We start from the raw sequence: 16897 nt of genomic DNA on the forward strand, positions 1-16897 counted from the left end.
CTCCAATTCTAAATTCTAAACTTTAATTTTTTACAATTTGTATGGCTTACAGCTAGCAATCCAAATCTGCAAAGCATTATGCAGATTTGACCTGAATCAGCTTGGCAAATAAGTCGTATTCATCGGCATCGGTAATTTCAACTTCAAGTAAATCACCTGCTTTAATCACGCTCTTGTCAATATCTTCTACAAAGACGTTGCCATCAATTTCTGGCGCATCTGCATAAGAACGTGCCACTGCGACTGGAAATTCTTCTTCCAAATCATCTACCAACACGGTCATGGTTTGACCAATACGTTTTTGCAGTTTAGCTGCTGAAATTTCTTGCTGAACCTGCATAAAACGCTCATAGCGTTCTTGCTTAATTTCTTCTGGCACATGATCTGGCAAGTCGTTTGCTGCCGCACCTTCAACAGGTGAATAAGTAAAGCAACCAACACGGTCTAATTGCGCTTCTTTTAGCCAGTCGAGCAAAATTTGGAAATCTTCTTCTGTTTCGCCTGGAAAACCCACCACAAAGGTTGAACGAATCACCAGCTCAGGGCATTTTTCACGCCAAAGTTTTAAACGCTCCAACGTGTTTTCGCTGTGCGCAGGTCGCTTCATCAACTTTAATACTTTCGGGCTGGCATGTTGGAATGGAATATCCAAATAAGGCAAAATTTTGCCTTGTGCCATTAAATCAATTACAGCATCCACATGCGGATATGGATAGACATAGTGCAAACGCACCCAAATACCCAATTGCCCTAAGGCTTCACACATATCATAGAATTTGGTTTTAACAGGCTGACCGCTCCAAAAGTCCAATTTGTATTTGGTATCTACGCCGTAGGCAGAAGTATCTTGAGAAATTACCAATACTTCTTTTACGCCTGCACGTTTCAGTGCCGCAGCTTCTTCTAATACCGAACCCACAGGACGCGAAACTAAATCGCCACGCATGCTTGGAATGATGCAGAAAGTACAGCGATGGTTACAGCCTTCTGAAATTTTAAGATAGGCATAATGTTTAGGCGTCAAACGAATGCCTTGTTCAGGTACCAAATCAATAAATGGATTATGTTTTGGTGGCTCAGGAACATATTGATGCACCGCTTCCATCACGTCCTGATAAGCAGCCGCGCCAGTCACTTTTAATACGTTGGGATGCATTTGACGAATTTTATCTTCATCTTTACCCAAGCAACCTGTCACAATGACACGACCATTGGCATTCATGGCTTCGCCAATCGCGTCTAAGGACTCTTGTACTGCAGATTCAATAAAACCACATGTATTGACAACAACTAAGTCAGCACCTTCATAATCAGATGCGACATCATAACCTTCAGTTTTTAACTGAGTTAAAATTCGTTCGGAATCTACCAATGCCTTAGGACAACCTAAAGAAACAAAACCGACTTTGGGGGATTTCATAGAATCTGCACTCCACTAGAATGCGCGTATTGTATGACTTTTCTTTGCATAAAAATAGAGAAATAGCCGACTCTTTGCATAATGCACCAAAATACAACCATTCAGGCTGAATGATTTAAATATTGCACCATTTTAATGCATTTTTTATTTACAGTGTTTCTGTTATCCGTTATATCTTGAAAATTCAGTCCAGTTCCTGCGCATTTTTCCGATTCTTCAGTGATAAATGCACTAAAAACGAAAAGTTGGCGTGCATTTTGCTTAATTCGCCTCAATTCGATCCAAATTTGGAACATGGCTGACACATGACAATGCCCTTGCACAATATTTCATACAGGAAGCATTCACGAATGGATCAGACCCAGAGCATTGACTATCGTCTTTTGGTGGATAACCTCAGCACCGCAATTTTACTGGTTGATCGTGACCTGAATATTTTTTATTTAAACTCGTCTTGTGAAGCATTGTTTGATATCAGTTTAATTCGCGCTTCGGGGCAACCCGTTTTAAATTTGCTGCACATGCCTGATGATGAGTTCAATACGCAAGAGGCTTTCCTGAATACCATCAAAACAGGTCAACCCTACACCCGCCGTGAAGCGACCATTAATGTCAATTTTAAAGATATTCATGTCGATTACACTGTATCACAGTTAAATGCAGGCAAGCCTTATCATCCTCTTTTGCTGATTGAATTGAATCCGATTGATCGGATGCTCAAAATTTCCAAAGAAGAAAACTTTATTCAACAGCATCAAGTCGCACGTCAGCTGATTCGTGGTGTGGCACATGAAATTAAAAACCCGCTTGCAGGAATTCGTGGTGCGACACAACTGTTAGCACGAAGTTTAAATGACCCGAAATATGATGAATTTACCGACATTATTATTAGCGAGGTAGATCGTTTAAGAAACTTGGCCGATACCATGCTCGGCTCACGCCAACTACCAAGCTATGAACTGGTCAATATTCACGAACCTTTAGAACGGGTGCGCAGCCTGATCGTCAATCAAACTAAAAACAAAATAAATATTATCCGTGATTATGACCTTTCTTTACCTGAAGTCATGGCAGACCGCGATCAATTGATTCAAGTCATGCTGAATATTTGCGCCAATGCAGTACAAGCCATGACCGAACATCCCGATTTCTTTACCGAGCATCGACCTGAATTGATTTTAAGAACTCGTATTCAACGCTTGGTTACCATTAATGGTGTGCTGAATCGTTCTACCGTACGTGTTGATATTGAAGATAACGGCCCAGGCGTACCTGAAGACATTTTAGAATCCGTGTTTTATCCATTGGTGACTGGACGCGCAAACGGTACAGGACTTGGTTTGAGCATCGCACAAAATATTATGCATCAACATAACGGAATGATTGAATGCCAATCCATTCCAGGAAAAACAATATTTAGCTTATATTTACCTTGGGAGGCGAGTCATGTCGCGAAATAAAATTTGGGTGATTGATGATGACCGTGCAATGCGCTGGGTACTGGAAAAAACTTTTAGAGAAGAAGGTTTTGAAGTCACCAGTTTTGAAGAAGCACAGTCTGCACTAGATGAGTTAAACCAAGATGCACCCGATGTAATTTTGACCGACATTCGCATGCCTGGAATTGATGGTTTAACTTTTCTTGGCAAAGTCAAAGTCAGTTATCCCGACTTGCCTGTGATTATTATGACTGCACACTCCGATTTAGAATCGGCAGTATCTAGCTATCAAACAGGTGCATTTGAATACCTACCCAAGCCTTTTGATATTGATGAAGCACTTGCTTTAGTCAATCGTGCAATTTTGCATATCACCAAACTACAACAGCAAGAATCTGCAAAATCGACAGTGCAGCCAATTCAATCGACAGAAATTATTGGTGAATCGCCTGCCATGCAGGAAGTGTTTCGTGCGATTGGTCGTTTATCGCAATCACACATTACTGTGCTCATTAATGGTGAATCAGGTACAGGCAAAGAGTTGGTGGCGCATGCACTGCATCGACACTCACCGCGTAGCAGCAAACCATTTATTGCGCTGAATATGGCAGCCATTCCGAAAGATTTGATTGAAACCGAACTTTTTGGACATGAAAAAGGTGCATTTACAGGTGCCAATACACAACGTCAGGGACGCTTTGAACAAGCCAACGGCGGCACCTTGTTTTTAGATGAAATTGGTGATATGCCTTTTGAAACCCAAACCCGCTTATTGCGCGTCTTGGCAGATGGTGAATTTTATCGGGTTGGTGGACATATTGCTGTCAAAGTGGATGTACGGATTGTCGCAGCAACACATCAGGATTTGGAAAAACTGGTACAAGATGGACGCTTCCGTGAAGACTTATATCATCGCCTGAACGTCATTCGGATTCATATTCCTAAACTGGCGCATCGCAGTGAAGATATTCCAATGTTGGCACAGCACTTTTTGGCACGTGCAGGCAAAGAATTAGGCGTGAGTCCAAAAATATTGCGTCCTGAAACAGTCGAATATATGCAGCAATTGCCGTGGCAAGGTAACGTGCGCCAATTGGAAAACACTTGTCGCTGGCTTACCGTGATGATTACAGGACGTGAGGTCTATCCTGAAGATTTACCAACCGAACTCAAGCAAATTCCAATTGAAAAATTAGCCGAACATTCTGCGCTTCATGTGGCAGATCGGGTATCTATGCAGCATTGGGATGAATTACTTGGGCAATGGGCAGTACAAAAGTTAAAAAATGGCGAGATGAAACTTCTGGATATCGCCATTCCAATGTTTGAACGCACCTTAATTAATGCTGCACTGCAACAAACCCGTGGACGTAAACGTCATGCCGCTGAATTATTGGGTTGGGGACGTAATACTTTGACGCGAAAACTCAAAGAATTAGGAATGGACAGTGCCGATGATGAAATAGAAGAAGATATGGAGAGCTAAACGCAGAAAAAATATCTAATCCATCAAAATATAGGGAAATTCAGCTTTTGAATTTCCCTATTTTTATATCTTAGACTCTCTAAGTTAAGTGCAATTAAGCCGCGGTAAATCCAACATAGCGAGATAAACCTTGCACGCCTAAATCCGTTTTATAAATCAAATATTGCGGATAACGACTTGAAGTCAGTTCTTGCCACATATCCAACTGATCATCATGTGCATGAATTTCATCGACACTGCGTGGCATGGTTTGTTCAAATACATCTGAGGCATATTCAAAACCCAAATCCATTGCGACAAACAAAGTATGCTCGCAAGGCTGAATATATTGTTCTTCTGCCCAATCAATAACAGCATGTTGGCAATGTGGGCAAAGCAAATTTTCAGTCGCAGGCGTATTCAGTTCAATGAGTTGATATGGCATAGAGCAGCATCACCAATAGTAAAATAGATAAACATAAAATCTGTTTGCATCATAACAAGCAATTTCTATATTTTGCGCTAAGCACGGCTTATAATTATAGAAATTTTTTTAATTATACTTATGGCAACTCTAGAAAATGCAATTACACTTGCAGTACAACAACATACAGGGCAGCTAGATAAAGGCGGTCAGCCTTATATTTTGCATCCCTTACGTGTAATGTTGCAATTACAACAGCCCGATCAGCAAATTGTCGCTGTACTGCACGACATTCTTGAAGATACCCACACCACAGCACAAGACCTGCAAAATTTAGGATTTCAAACGCATATTATTCAAGCAATTCAGGCGCTCACCAAACTGCCGCATGAAACTCGTGTTCAAGCGGCTATGCGTACTGCACAAAACCCGCTTGCCTGTGCTGTAAAAATTGCAGATGTGCAAGACAACATGAATTTAACGCGGATTCCCAATCCTACAGCACGTGATTTAGCCCGTTTAGAAGAATACCGACAAGTTTTAGAGATTCTGCAAAAAGCACAGCAATAAAGCACAATTAAAGATTGACAACATGCAACGATGCCACTTTAATTTAAGTATTGTTGCATAAATGGAATTTAGTCATGCTTACAGATTTGGATGATTTTTATTGTTTTGCCCAAGTGGTCGAACATGGTGGATTTAGTGCAGCAGAACGCGCCACCGATATTCCAAAATCCAAACTTAGCCGACGCGTACACAACCTAGAAGAACGCTTAGGTGTGCGTTTAATTCAGCGCAGCTCACGTCATTTTGCGGTCACAGAAATTGGTATGAATGTGTATCGGCATGCGCAAGTAATGATGAATGCTGCCCAAGCCGCGCACGACTTGGTCGATCACCTAAGTATTCAACCGCGTGGTGTAATTAAAGTCAGCTTACCTGTTTCAATTGCACAAAATGAAATTGCCAAAATCTTGCCTGAGTTTTTGAAAGCCTACCCTGAAATTAAAGTACAGCTAATTGTCAGCAACCGTCGTGTCGATATCGTCAACGAAGGGATCGACATTGCCCTGCGTGTCCGCTCAAATTTAGATGATGATCCAAGTTTGGTGATTCGCAAATTCAGCAACATCGAACAACATCTATTTGCCAGTCAGGCTTATTTGAATGAATTTGGCGATTTGAAAAAACCTGAAGATTTAAGTCATCATAAAATTTTAAGCATGTCGGATGAGCATTTAGATCAATACATGGTTGTGCATGATCAACAACAGCAACCGAAAAAAATTAAGGTCAACCCTACAGTCATGGGTTCAGATTTAATGATGCTAGCGCAATTGGCACGACAAAATTGTGGCATTGTGTTGTTGCCTGACACGATTGTTGAAGATTATGTTGCATCGGGTGAATTGGTTCGTGTTTTACCCGACTGGCACGCACCGCATGGTATTTTCCATGCCGTCTATCCATCACGCCGTGGTTTATTACCTGCTGTACGTGTATTTATCGACTATTTGGTCGAAAAGCTAACCATTCGTTAGCACATAGGATCTTTTGATTTCAGATACGAAACAGCAAAAAAAAAGCTTATCTAAGACAGATAAGCTTTGAAAACTACAATCTAAAATAAGAAAGCTAAAACAAAGAAACTACAGCAAGTATCTTTGACTTCAATTATAGCGATTGTTCATTTTTTAACAAATAGTTTAAAACTAAAGTCTAAGATGTTTTATCTATCAGTCTTAACCTGAAAGCATTCGTGCATTAAATTTCAGGATAACTCCCCGTACCTTCTGGCCACGGCGATAACACTTCAAAGCCTGTATCAGTCACAGCAACCATGTGTTCCCATTGTGCAGAAAGTGATTTATCTGTCGTCACCACCGTCCAGCCATCTTTCAGTTCTTTCACACGCGCTTTGCCCGCATTCACCATCGGCTCAATGGTAAATACCATGCCTTTTTTAAGCACCAAGCCTTGTCCAGGCTGACCATAATGCAGCACACTTGGTTGTTCGTGATACACCTGCCCAATACCATGTCCGCAATATTCACGCACAATGCTAAACCCTTCACGATGCGCCACACTTTGAATGGCATAGCCAATATCGCCCAAAGTCGCGCCCGGTTTCACCGCATGAATCCCTGCGCGCATCGCCTCATAAGTGGTATCGACCAGTTTTTTCGCTTCTGGTTTCACCTGACCCACATAGTACATACGACTGGTATCACCATAAAAACCATCTTTAATCACTGCCACATCAATATTAATAATGTCGCCATCTTTTAAAATGGTTTTGGACGATGGAATACCATGACAGACCACTTCATTGGGTGAAATACAGGTGGTTTTGGTATAACCGTGATAGCCCACATTGGCAGGAATGACTTTTAAGGTATTTACAATATAATCGTGACACAAATCATCTAAGTATTCTGTCGTGACTCCGGGTTTGACATGCTCACCAATCATCTGCAACACCTGAGCAGCCAAACGCCCCGAAATGCGTAATTTCTCAATATCTTGCTCTGATTTAATGCTGACTTTAAGGGCACGCATGATGAACTCCTGACCTGAAGCCTGAGATTATAGCCCTTTCGGCTTGTAAAATCAGCTCAAGCTGCCAAACAAGTATCCATCGTCATGCGACCAACAGTTTTGTTTAAGAACTGCGCATTTAAAATAGCAACCAAAACTTATACTAGATAAGCCATCTATACTATGTGGGATCAGCATTTTTCAAAAATACATCAGATAAACAGTAAGTTATTTAATTTTTATAGTGAAGATTAAAATAGCCTACAAACACATATCATAAAAAATATTCATATGACCTATAAAATAAATTAGAAAATCATAGCTCGATCTACTAAAATCGCTTTCTTTTGTTTACATCTTATTTCTCTCCCATGACGAATTTACGCACACGGGATATTATTGCCTTGGGTTTTATGACCTTTGCGCTGTTTATTGGTGCAGGTAATATTATTTTCCCACCTATCGTGGCACAGCAAGCGGGCGAGCACGTCTGGCTTGCTGCGCTCGGTTTTCTCATTACCGCAGTTGGCTTACCCGTGATTACCATTATGGCGTTGTCACGTGTCGAAGGTTCTATACAAATTTTAAGTTCGCCTTTAGGCAAAATCGCGAGCTTAATTTTAACAGTCGTCTGTTATTTAGCGGTTGGCCCGCTTTTCGCCACACCACGTACCGCTACCGTATCTTATGAAATTGGTTTCTCTGCCTATTTTGGCGATTCCGCGAGCACCTTATTCATTTATAGCGCCATCTATTTTGCCTTGGTGATGTTAGTTTCACTGTATCCACACAAAATTTTAGATACAGTGGGCTATGTACTTTCCCCGCTTAAAATTCTGTCATTACTAATTTTAGGCATCACTGCATTTATTATTCCGACAGGTACAATTTCACCTGCCATTCACAATTATGTGAACAGTCCTGTATCTGAAGGCTTTATTAACGGTTATCTCACTATGGATACCTTAGGTGCATTGGTATTCGGGATTGTGATTATTAATGCGATTCGTTCACGTGGCGTAACTGATAAAAAACTCATCACCCGCTATGCGGTATGGGCAAGTTTAATTTCAGGGATCGGTTTAACTTTAGTTTATCTAAGCCTATTTAAACTGGGGATGGGCAGTCACGATGTTGCCGCCAATGCCAGTAATGGTGCAGTCATTTTACATGCCTATGTGCAACATGCTTTTGGCGGATTTGGCTCGGTATTTTTAGCTGCAATGATTTTTATTGCCTGCATGGTTACGGCAATTGGACTGACATGCGCATGTGCTGGATATTTTGAGCAAATTACTAAAATTCATTATCGCCGTTGGGTATTTATTTTAGTGGGCTTTGCCTTTGTTATTTCCAATCTTGGACTCACCAAACTCATTGCAGTTTCAGTGCCTATTTTAAGCGCGATTTATCCACCTGCAATTGTGGTCATTCTACTCAGCTTTTTCTGGGGATTATTCCGTATTCCAACCCGCGTGATTGCACCTACTGCCGCAGTTGCATTGCTCTTTGGCATCATTGATGCAATGAAGGCCGCAGACTTAGCTAGATTCTTGCCAACCACACTGACCAATTTTCCCCTGAGTGAACAAAACCTCGCTTGGTTGATTCCTGCATTACTGATTTTTGTATTCGCTGCAATTCATGATCGAATGAAAAAATAGCCAGTACGGACTTCGAGCTCGGCTATTTTTTCAAGTCATGCTCTATTTTCGAGCTGTATTGTATTAAAGTCGTGTTTTATCCAAATACGAATTTAAGTTAGACAATAATTGTCAGGTTTTACCCAAACCCGCACTTATTGTTTCTTGTGCTAAAACTGCCTCTTTTTAAGGCAATTTATCAGTCATGATAATAGCAACCCAAATAATTATTTGGTATAAATAAACAAATGAAATTAAAATATTTTCAATAAAAAACTAAAACAAAATAAATCATTCACCCATTTTAAGCAGAGCTCAAATTAACGCTAAAGTCGTATAGTCGCCCTCAAAATTAGCTGGCATAAAATATGCAAGTACGATTGAAATCGTATTTAAATGGCTTAAAAAACACACTACTTTTTATTATTTTGTAAATAAATGATAACAAATAGTAGTATTTCATATGAAAATGATGTTTTTTATCAAAATATGACTATAAGGGCTTGAAATAGTTTGCTAAACAAGGTAGAACAATAAAACCAATCTGACTAAAATGCTCTGATTTTAGTGATTTATAACAAGGAGGGATGGAGATGTTTTCACATTTCAATACGCAAGTCTTCATTAACGCTCTGAAGGCTAACCAAAATCTAGTTACTTTTTTAAGCACCACTTTTGCACTGATGCTGACCCTATTGCTCCAAGGCTCAATTCAAGGCAACTTGAAACCAACCTATTTTTTATATGCCTTATTGGTATGTATAGCCTTTGCGATTTGGACATCCATTGACCAAAAGTTTCGTGAACATAAAAACGTAGAAGTTCATTAATCTTACCCTAGCACCCACTCATTTTAGCTTTTTCGCTTTCACTTTGCGGCAGATGGATCACTCCTCTGCCGCCAAACTCAAAAAGTAGATTCTAATCATCATTCCTGATCTACAGCAAAAATCTCAAAATCTTCTACGGGCTACCAAGAAAAAATTAAACTGAGCAATTAGAATTACAACAATCCATAGATTGCGCCAAGCAATAACACACTAGTCCCACCCAATTCAGCCACAATCAATAACAGCATCGCCAAACTCATGCACCAACTTGGCAATGTCCATGCTGCAATTTGATGCGGTTGTTTAAATTGATTAGTGGTATCTTTAAGCAATCCATGCAAGATATAACTCAGAATAGAAAAGCTAAAAAATACTAAATTTAGAATCACACAAATTAAAATTACAGTGGCATCCCAAATACAAAAATAAGCCAAGACCGCTAAAATTAAACTTGCAGGTGCATATAACAAACTACTGCGATGTGCGATATCCACATAATAATGAGCACGCGCTTGGGCAGAAGCACGAATTTGCCAATATTTCCACACGCCTGTAAGCATCCCCACCCACAAAAATATTCCACTGAAAATAATCGCAAGGCGCACTGCCAAAGATAAACTTTCCATGTTTAACACTCTTTTATTTTTCGTGTGGCTATTTAACTACACTCGCAGACTACTAAGCTTGACTTTAGAGTCAGAATAAATACAAGTTTCTTTTTGGAACTCGTGTAAAGTAACTTTATTCTCATCATCCTTAAAACATTATGAGCACATTTGAAAGCTTAAATATTATATGTGCAGATGGTTATGCCCTCGCTGCCCGTTATTATCCAAATCAATATACACAAGCACAGCGTCTACCCGTCTTGATTTGTCCCGCGACAGGCATTACCAAGAATTTTTATCACGCTTTTGCCACATGGCTAAATGAACAAGGCTATGCTGTGCTGTGTTTTGATTTTCGTGGTATTGGTGATTCGTTACACGAACCATTGAAACAATGTGAAGCCAGTATTGTTGATTGGGGGCAGTTAGATATTCCTGCAGCAGTAAATACTTTGCTGCAAAAAACGCAAGCTGAACAAGTGGTTTTATTGGGACACAGCGCAGGCGGACAATTACTGGGGATTAATCCTGAATATCATAAAGTGGCAAAAGTCGTAGCTGTTTCAGGCTCTACAGGCCACACAAAAGGTTTAAAAGGTCGTACTCGCCTACTTGCCCCTGTGATGTTTAAAGTTATTTTTCCACTTGCCAGAATCACACATGGTTATGGCCCAACCAATGCAATTGGCATGGGCGAAAACCTACCTAAAAATGTGGCCCAACAATGGGCACAATTTTGTAGCAAACCCGGCTATGTCATCAATGCTATAGGCAAAACAGTTTCACAGCATTATCACGATGAAATTCGTTGCCCGATTACTGCTATTTGGAGTTCGGATGATGAGATTGCCACCGAAGCCAATGTGAAAGATTTACTCCGTCTCTATCCCCATGCATCGACTAATATGATTGAACTTAAACCAAAGCGTTATCAGCATAAAGCCATTGGGCATATGGCGATGTTTAAAAAGTCACATCGAAATTTATGGAATGTGATTGAAAATCAATTGGCAGTTTAATTTTTAGTGGCGAAGTCACATACAAATTAAACATTTGTTTTAGTTTCTCGCTTTTTCTTTTCCCTGTTTAAGCAACCAAATTTGTAATCCTGTTTGGTTGTTTCTTTTTTTCTATTCCATGCCACATTTCATGTTCAGCTTTTAAAATCCAGACTTATCGCTGATACACATTTTCAGGATGAAACATCACAATCTTTTTATTACACCATAAAAAAGCTCCACCATTTCGGTAGAGCTTTTTGAGTGATTTAATTCAAAGCTTAGTAATTAGCGTAAGCGAATCATCACAGTTTTAATACGGTTACCATCAAGTTCTGTCACTTCAAAGTGCACACCTTGATAATCCAACTGCGTGCCGACCTGAACTTCACCTTGGGTTTTATCTAAAATCAAACCTGCAACGCTAATGTAGCCTGCATCTTCTTCAATCAGATCCATCATACCCAGTTCAAGTTCAAGCTGGTATAAATCCAGCATACCTGTTGCTTTCCATTCGTTTTCATTGGTTTTAACCAAATCTAACTGTTCGTCTGCATCAGGGAATTCACCTGCAATCGCTTCAAACACATCAAGCGGTGAAATCAAACCTTGAACATTACCAAACTCATCGCTGACTAAAACCAAAGAACCTTTAGAGGTACGTAACGTATTGATCGCATCAATCACTTTCATTTTTTCAAAAATGTAAATTGGACGCTGACGTTTAATTAAAGCTTTAAGCTCTTCTTCTTCGTCCAATACATCCAACAACTCTTTGGCACGTACAATACTAATGACTTTATCTAAACTACCACGACACACTGGGAATAAGCTGTGTGGTACAGATAGAATCTGTTCGCGGATTTGTTCAGGTGAATCTTCAATATCGACCCATGAAATTTGGCTACGTGGCGTCATAATTGATGCGACTGAACGCTCTGCCAAGGTCAAGACACCACCAATCATGTAGCGTTCTTCATCTGCAAACGCTTCTTGCGCTTCGTTATGCAAATCAGGGCTACTGGTTTCAACTCGCCCCCCCATCAATTTTAAAATTGAATCTGCAGTACGGTGACGTAACGGAATTTTTGCTTCATGTTTTGCAACATTGCGCTGACCAAATTGGTTAAACGCTTCAATAGCAATCGCAACACCAATACCCGAATAGATATAACCTTTAGGGATATGGAAGCCAAAACCTTCTGCAATCAAGCTGATACCAATTAATAGTAAGAAGCTTAAACACAAAATCACCACTGTTGGATGACGGTTCACAAAAGCAGTTAATGGCTTAGATGCAAGTAACATCACCAACATTGCAACCACCATGGCAACCATCATCACATAGATGTTGTCGACCATGCCAATTGCGGTAATGACTGAGTCTAAAGAGAAAACTGCATCTAGAACAACAATTTGTGCTACAACTGCGGCAAAACTTGCATAAACCACATTGGTCGTGACTTTGACTTCGGGTTTGCCTTCCATCTTCTCATGCAACTCTCCTACCGCCTTATAGACGAGGAACAAACCGCCACCCAAGAGAATGAGGTCACGCCCTGAAAAGGTTTTTTCAAATAAGGTAATTAACGGTTCGGTTAAAGTAACCAACCAAGAGATTGCAAATAACAATCCTAAACGCATAAACAACGCTAAAGATAAGCCAATCACACGGGCTTTATCACGCTGTTCTGGGGGTAATTTTTCTGCAAGAATTGCAATAAAGACTAGGTTATCAATACCTAATACGATTTCTAGAATAATAAGTGTAATTAAACCAACCCATATTCCCGGATCTAATAAAAACTCCATTAGTTCATAGCTCCGAGATAGTTAGCAGAAATCGAAATATAAAGTAGACCTGCGCACGGCGACGGATCCATAAAAGTAACCTTTTTAGCAATAGATAGCTTAATTATGCACAATCTTGAACATTTGTAATTAAATTTTTAATTTTTTTGAATAAAACTAAACAGTACGATCTATAAGAAGGTTTTTACTTTATTTTTCACATTCTTAATTTTTTTAGAGCGATGACAGCCAAACAAAAGCCGTGAGAATGGATTAAAAATGTCAAATGAATTGTAATGTATTTTTAGACGCATTAGTCATAGATTACAACTGTAAGCCAACCCACACTTTAATCTAAACTTAAAATATTGATAAAAAACAACTATTGTTAAAAGATTAGACCAAAGCTTATAATTTTTTTGCAAAATTCAACGCAATAACCCGCACTTTTACCTAAAAGCCAAGTGTACAAATGTATTTTTTTAACTAAAATGCAGCCTAAGTTGATGGTTAAATTGATAATTCAACTTATAAAACCAGATAACTCACTACTAATCCAAACTAAAACAATTCTATAGGATTAATTGATATGACACATGAATATGGATTGAACTTAAACAAATGCCTACGCGCTTGGAAAAATAGCCATTTCAAAGCCAGCTTCTAAATCGAGATTCATCATATTTCGTCAGATTTCAACCAAATTTTAGCCACTGAAAGCATCTTGCTAAGCACATGAGTTTTCACATAAAATGTGAAATATCAAAAATACAATTAAAACAATGCAGGGAATATGCAATGTCCAAGAAATATTCAAAATTTCTACCATCCGCCGACCAATATGATATTGAACAATTTCCGTATTATTGGGTCACACAAGTACATGCTCAATATGTACAGAATGTCGATCAGGCACTTAAAAAGTATGGTTTAGATAATTCTCGCCGTCGTATTTTATTGGCATTAAGGTCAAAAGCACATGCGAGTGTGTCTGATTTGTCAGACATGGTGGTGTCAAAAATGTCAACTACAACTAAAATTGTTTATCGTTTAAAAGATGAAGGTTTGGTTGAAACTTATTCTTGTGATGATGATGCGCGTATCACTCGTGTCGTGCTTACTGAAAAAGGTAATGAGATGACCAACAAAATTAATGATCTGACTAGCGTTGTTTTAGAGCAGTCATTTGATGGTTTAACTCCACTACAAATTGAAAAAATGATGGAAAGTTTACGTCATATTTTTAATAATTTAGCACGCTAAACATCACGTTATTGTTCCACATCTGTTCTTATCCTATATAAGCACAAGATGTACTTAAAGATCGAAAAAATTGAGCTGGGGGCTTACTTTTTCGATCTTTGCTTTTGGTACATGTGAACACTCAAACTCGTCTAAAGGAAAGCCCTGCACAAAGCTGTGTATGTTCGGTGTTTTCAAACTTAGCCATTCATCTAAACGTGCATGTGGAATAACAATAACAGAACGTTTGACTGGCCCAGGCTCATGAAATTCCTTCATCATCGCGTGATCAATTGCGTCCATGGTAATCATACTCGCAGAACGGACAATTTCTTCCGTGCCTTGCCCATCCTTTAAACGGCAAATTTCATACAGTGCTGCAATAAAAAAGGCCTGTCCATCTTTACGACGTACACCCCAACGCTGCGGTTTACTGTCTATATATTTGGATTCATAAAATTCTGACACAACAATCGCGCCAAATTTACACTTATATGCAGCTTCACTAAAACTTGGTTTTTCTAATAAAGTTTCGTTACGGCAATTATAGGTTTTTTGCGCAATACTTCTGTCTTCCGCCCATTTGGGAATCAAGCCAAAATTCACCGAGCGCCACTCTAAACCTTGTTCAGACTTAAACAATAGTGGCACACTCGAATTTGGATACGCTTCTTCAGCATATTCAAACGGAATTTCAGGCAGACCTAATGCAGATAATTGCGCTATGCTTATTGGTTTAAAATTGGCACACATATACAAATTGGATGATTAGACACACGCACTATATTATGCGTTTTGATCATGAACAGTAAGTGCGCACCCACGCATTCCTTCTTACTCAAACAAAACGCAGGACAAATAATTACCGTTAAGCTGGCAATGTCAGCCAATGCGTGCGGGTAAATTCTTCAAATATCCAGCGCCCATTAAAACGACCTAAGCCTGAGTTTTTCTCACCACCAAACGGTGCATTGGCATGATCGGCAACGGTAATACCATTAATATGTGTCATTCCAACATCAAACTGTGCTGCAAATTCTGCACCGCGTTCTACATTTGTAGTGCATACAGCAGCAGATAAACCATAGCGTGTATCGTTCGCTAACTGTAAGGCATGTGCGGTATCTGCTGCTTTGAGAATCGGTAAAATAGGTCCAAAACTTTCATTTTGTACAATTTCTGAATCGGCAGCGACATTCACAAAAACATGTGGTGCAACTAAGTTCCCCGTAACCCCGCCCGCATAAACCAATTCTGCACCCTGCGCCTGTGCTTTTTGAATAATATGCTGATGCTTTTTCACCTGTTCTGCATTAATAATTGGCCCAATCAAGGTGTCATTTTTATTCGGATCACCTACTACTAATTGCGACACACTTGCTAACAATTTTTCAAGATAGGCTGCATAAATAGACTGATCGACAATGACCCGATTGGTACTCATGCAAATTTGACCTTGATGCAAAAAGCGCCCCATCACAGTTAGTTCTACGGCCAAATCTATATCTGCATCATCCAAAATGACTAAAGGTGCATTGCCACCGAGTTCTAAGGCGACACGTTTTAAATGCTCACCCGCAACGGCCAGTTGCCCTACATGCTGTCCAACTTCTGTAGAGCCTGTAAATGAAATCATTTTAGGAGTTGCATGCTCAACAAAGTAATCACCAATTTCACGACTCGCACCCGCCACCACATTGAGTACGCCTGCAGGCAAGTCTGCTTCTTCGAACAGTTTACCGAGTATAGTTCCACCTGTGACTGGCGTATCACTGGCAGGTTTGAGCACTACACTATTACCACAAGCAATCGCTGTAACCACTGAACGCATAGACAAATGGAAAGGGAAATTCCACGGACTGATCACAGCAATAACACCCAAAGGTTTACGCAAAACAACACTACGGACTTTCGGATCTTTGCTTTCCAGTTGCGTCGTGGTCATTTGCTCGGGAAATTGTGCAGCTTCTTGAATAATCCCTAAAGCAGCATCGACTTCGATATTGGCTTTTAAACGGGTACTGCCCGACTCATCAATCAGCCACTGGATAATTTCTTCGCGTCGTTGCTGAATGACTTGCTCTAAGTTCTTAATGATGTATTGACGCAGACTTGTGGATTGAATCAATTGTTCATCAAAAGCTTTTTGCGCTGTACTATAGGCACTATCAACATCTACCACGCTGGCGCCCTGCATCTCAAAAATTGTAGTTTGATGATATGGATTCAAGTTTGGAATGGTTTTAGTAGATGTCCCAACCGACCACTTGCCGCCAATAAATTGTTGATTCAAATCTTGATATGCTGGCATGTATTTGTCCTTGCGCTACTTTTTATATATGACTTTCACTCTACTCCGCAGCTTGATGTTTTTCTAGCAGCAAGTACATCCTGTAACTATTCAGCTGCAAAATTTTCAAAAAACCATAAGCAAAATACAGGCAACAAAAAAGCCTCCGAAGAGGCTCATTTGTTTGTATTACACAATCAGTAAAT

At 39.8% G+C, this 16897-nt stretch carries 15 protein-coding genes; 8 read left to right on the plus strand and 7 right to left on the minus strand.

Features of this window, described 5'->3' with window-relative positions; all coding sequences use genetic code 11:
* Nucleotides 1-76 precede the first annotated feature (76 nt).
* A complete protein-coding gene (gene rimO / locus FTU58_RS05840) occupies nt 77-1420 on the minus strand; it encodes a 30S ribosomal protein S12 methylthiotransferase RimO (RefSeq protein WP_180062202.1) in 1344 nt (447 codons plus the stop codon).
* A 350-nt stretch (nt 1421-1770) separates the two neighbouring features.
* Between rimO and glnL the strand changes: the two genes are divergently transcribed.
* Entirely contained in the window at nt 1771-2880 is a 1110-nt protein-coding gene (glnL, locus tag FTU58_RS05845) for a nitrogen regulation protein NR(II) (protein ID WP_180062203.1), read from the plus strand.
* Nucleotides 2867-4345 carry a nitrogen regulation protein NR(I) gene (gene glnG / locus FTU58_RS05850; RefSeq protein ID WP_154320780.1) on the plus strand — a complete coding sequence of 493 codons (1479 nt, stop codon included), beginning with the start codon at nt 2867-2869 and terminating at the stop codon, nt 4343-4345. Before glnL ends, glnG begins: the two co-directional genes overlap by 14 nt.
* Nucleotides 4346-4439: 94 nt before the next feature.
* On the opposite strand, the gene FTU58_RS05855 is transcribed toward glnG, so the two are convergent.
* Nucleotides 4440-4769: a hypothetical protein gene (locus FTU58_RS05855; RefSeq protein ID WP_167845971.1), complete on the minus strand. Its 330-nt coding sequence runs from the start codon at nt 4767-4769 to the stop codon at nt 4440-4442.
* 120 nt (nt 4770-4889) lie between these two features.
* On the opposite strand from FTU58_RS05855, the gene FTU58_RS05860 reads away from it, so the two are divergent.
* Complete coding sequence (locus FTU58_RS05860; protein ID WP_004976725.1) at nt 4890-5318, plus strand: HD domain-containing protein; 429 nt, start codon at nt 4890-4892, stop codon at nt 5316-5318.
* Nucleotides 5319-5392: 74 nt separating this feature from the next.
* The gene (locus tag FTU58_RS05865; RefSeq protein ID WP_004976726.1) at nt 5393-6292 is read left to right on the plus strand and encodes a LysR substrate-binding domain-containing protein; all 900 of its coding nucleotides are present in this window, start codon (nt 5393-5395) and stop codon (nt 6290-6292) included.
* Between the two features lie 223 nt (nt 6293-6515).
* On the opposite strand, the gene map is transcribed toward FTU58_RS05865, so the two are convergent.
* Nucleotides 6516-7310, minus strand: a complete 795-nt coding sequence (gene map, locus FTU58_RS05870; protein WP_004976729.1) for a type I methionyl aminopeptidase — start codon at nt 7308-7310, stop codon at nt 6516-6518.
* Between the two features lie 350 nt (nt 7311-7660).
* Here map and brnQ point away from each other — a divergent pair, with 350 nt between their 5' ends.
* Nucleotides 7661-8953: a branched-chain amino acid transport system II carrier protein gene (gene brnQ, locus FTU58_RS05875; RefSeq protein WP_096901417.1), complete on the plus strand. Its 1293-nt coding sequence runs from the start codon at nt 7661-7663 to the stop codon at nt 8951-8953.
* Between the two features lie 572 nt (nt 8954-9525).
* Entirely contained in the window at nt 9526-9762 is a 237-nt protein-coding gene (locus FTU58_RS05880; RefSeq protein ID WP_004976747.1) for a hypothetical protein, read from the plus strand.
* 173 nt (nt 9763-9935) lie between these two features.
* Here the strand turns inward: FTU58_RS05880 and FTU58_RS05885 are convergent, their stop codons facing one another.
* Complete coding sequence (locus tag FTU58_RS05885; protein ID WP_004976749.1) at nt 9936-10388, minus strand: hypothetical protein; 453 nt, start codon at nt 10386-10388, stop codon at nt 9936-9938.
* Between the two features lie 140 nt (nt 10389-10528).
* Between FTU58_RS05885 and FTU58_RS05890 the strand changes: the two genes are divergently transcribed.
* Entirely contained in the window at nt 10529-11389 is an 861-nt protein-coding gene (locus FTU58_RS05890; RefSeq protein ID WP_096901415.1) for an alpha/beta fold hydrolase, read from the plus strand.
* A gap of 267 nt (nt 11390-11656) precedes the next feature.
* Here the strand turns inward: FTU58_RS05890 and FTU58_RS05895 are convergent, their stop codons facing one another.
* A complete protein-coding gene (locus FTU58_RS05895) occupies nt 11657-13180 on the minus strand; it encodes a TerC family protein (protein ID WP_004976753.1) in 1524 nt (507 codons plus the stop codon).
* 777 nt (nt 13181-13957) lie between these two features.
* Between FTU58_RS05895 and FTU58_RS05900 the strand changes: the two genes are divergently transcribed.
* On the plus strand, nt 13958-14422 hold the full coding sequence (locus FTU58_RS05900) for a MarR family winged helix-turn-helix transcriptional regulator (RefSeq protein WP_004976754.1): 465 nt from the start codon (nt 13958-13960) through the stop codon (nt 14420-14422).
* Nucleotides 14423-14476: 54 nt separating this feature from the next.
* Here FTU58_RS05900 and FTU58_RS05905 read toward each other — a convergent pair whose 3' ends face one another.
* Nucleotides 14477-15154, minus strand: a complete 678-nt coding sequence (locus FTU58_RS05905; protein ID WP_096901413.1) for an SOS response-associated peptidase family protein — start codon at nt 15152-15154, stop codon at nt 14477-14479.
* A 115-nt stretch (nt 15155-15269) separates the two neighbouring features.
* Nucleotides 15270-16712, minus strand: coding sequence for an aldehyde dehydrogenase family protein (locus FTU58_RS05910; protein WP_136144233.1), 1443 nt, complete (start codon nt 16710-16712; stop codon nt 15270-15272).
* Nucleotides 16713-16897: the final 185 nt, after the last annotated feature.

It is taken from the genome of Acinetobacter sp. YH12120, assembly GCF_013418795.1.
Taxonomy (GTDB): Bacteria; Pseudomonadota; Gammaproteobacteria; order Pseudomonadales; family Moraxellaceae; genus Acinetobacter; species Acinetobacter towneri.

Bases quoted from the DNA above. Each gene is read 5' to 3' on its own strand.
- glnL (WP_180062203.1), top strand. From the start codon at position 1,771: ATGGATCAGACCCAGAGCATTGACTATCGTCTTTTGGTGGATAACCTC.
- brnQ (WP_096901417.1), top strand. From the start codon at position 7,661: ATGACGAATTTACGCACACGGGATATTATTGCCTTGGGTTTTATGACC.
- FTU58_RS05865 (WP_004976726.1), top strand. From the start codon at position 5,393: ATGCTTACAGATTTGGATGATTTTTATTGTTTTGCCCAAGTGGTCGAA.
- FTU58_RS05885 (WP_004976749.1), bottom strand. From the start codon at position 10,388: ATGGAAAGTTTATCTTTGGCAGTGCGCCTTGCGATTATTTTCAGTGGA.
- FTU58_RS05860 (WP_004976725.1), top strand. From the start codon at position 4,890: ATGGCAACTCTAGAAAATGCAATTACACTTGCAGTACAACAACATACA.
- FTU58_RS05910 (WP_136144233.1), bottom strand. From the start codon at position 16,712: ATGCCAGCATATCAAGATTTGAATCAACAATTTATTGGCGGCAAGTGG.
- map (WP_004976729.1), bottom strand. From the start codon at position 7,310: ATGCGTGCCCTTAAAGTCAGCATTAAATCAGAGCAAGATATTGAGAAA.
- FTU58_RS05895 (WP_004976753.1), bottom strand. From the start codon at position 13,180: ATGGAGTTTTTATTAGATCCGGGAATATGGGTTGGTTTAATTACACTT.
- FTU58_RS05880 (WP_004976747.1), top strand. From the start codon at position 9,526: ATGTTTTCACATTTCAATACGCAAGTCTTCATTAACGCTCTGAAGGCT.
- rimO (WP_180062202.1), bottom strand. From the start codon at position 1,420: ATGAAATCCCCCAAAGTCGGTTTTGTTTCTTTAGGTTGTCCTAAGGCA.
- FTU58_RS05900 (WP_004976754.1), top strand. From the start codon at position 13,958: ATGTCCAAGAAATATTCAAAATTTCTACCATCCGCCGACCAATATGAT.
- FTU58_RS05890 (WP_096901415.1), top strand. From the start codon at position 10,529: ATGAGCACATTTGAAAGCTTAAATATTATATGTGCAGATGGTTATGCC.
- FTU58_RS05855 (WP_167845971.1), bottom strand. From the start codon at position 4,769: ATGCCATATCAACTCATTGAACTGAATACGCCTGCGACTGAAAATTTG.
- glnG (WP_154320780.1), top strand. From the start codon at position 2,867: ATGTCGCGAAATAAAATTTGGGTGATTGATGATGACCGTGCAATGCGC.
- FTU58_RS05905 (WP_096901413.1), bottom strand. From the start codon at position 15,154: ATGTGTGCCAATTTTAAACCAATAAGCATAGCGCAATTATCTGCATTA.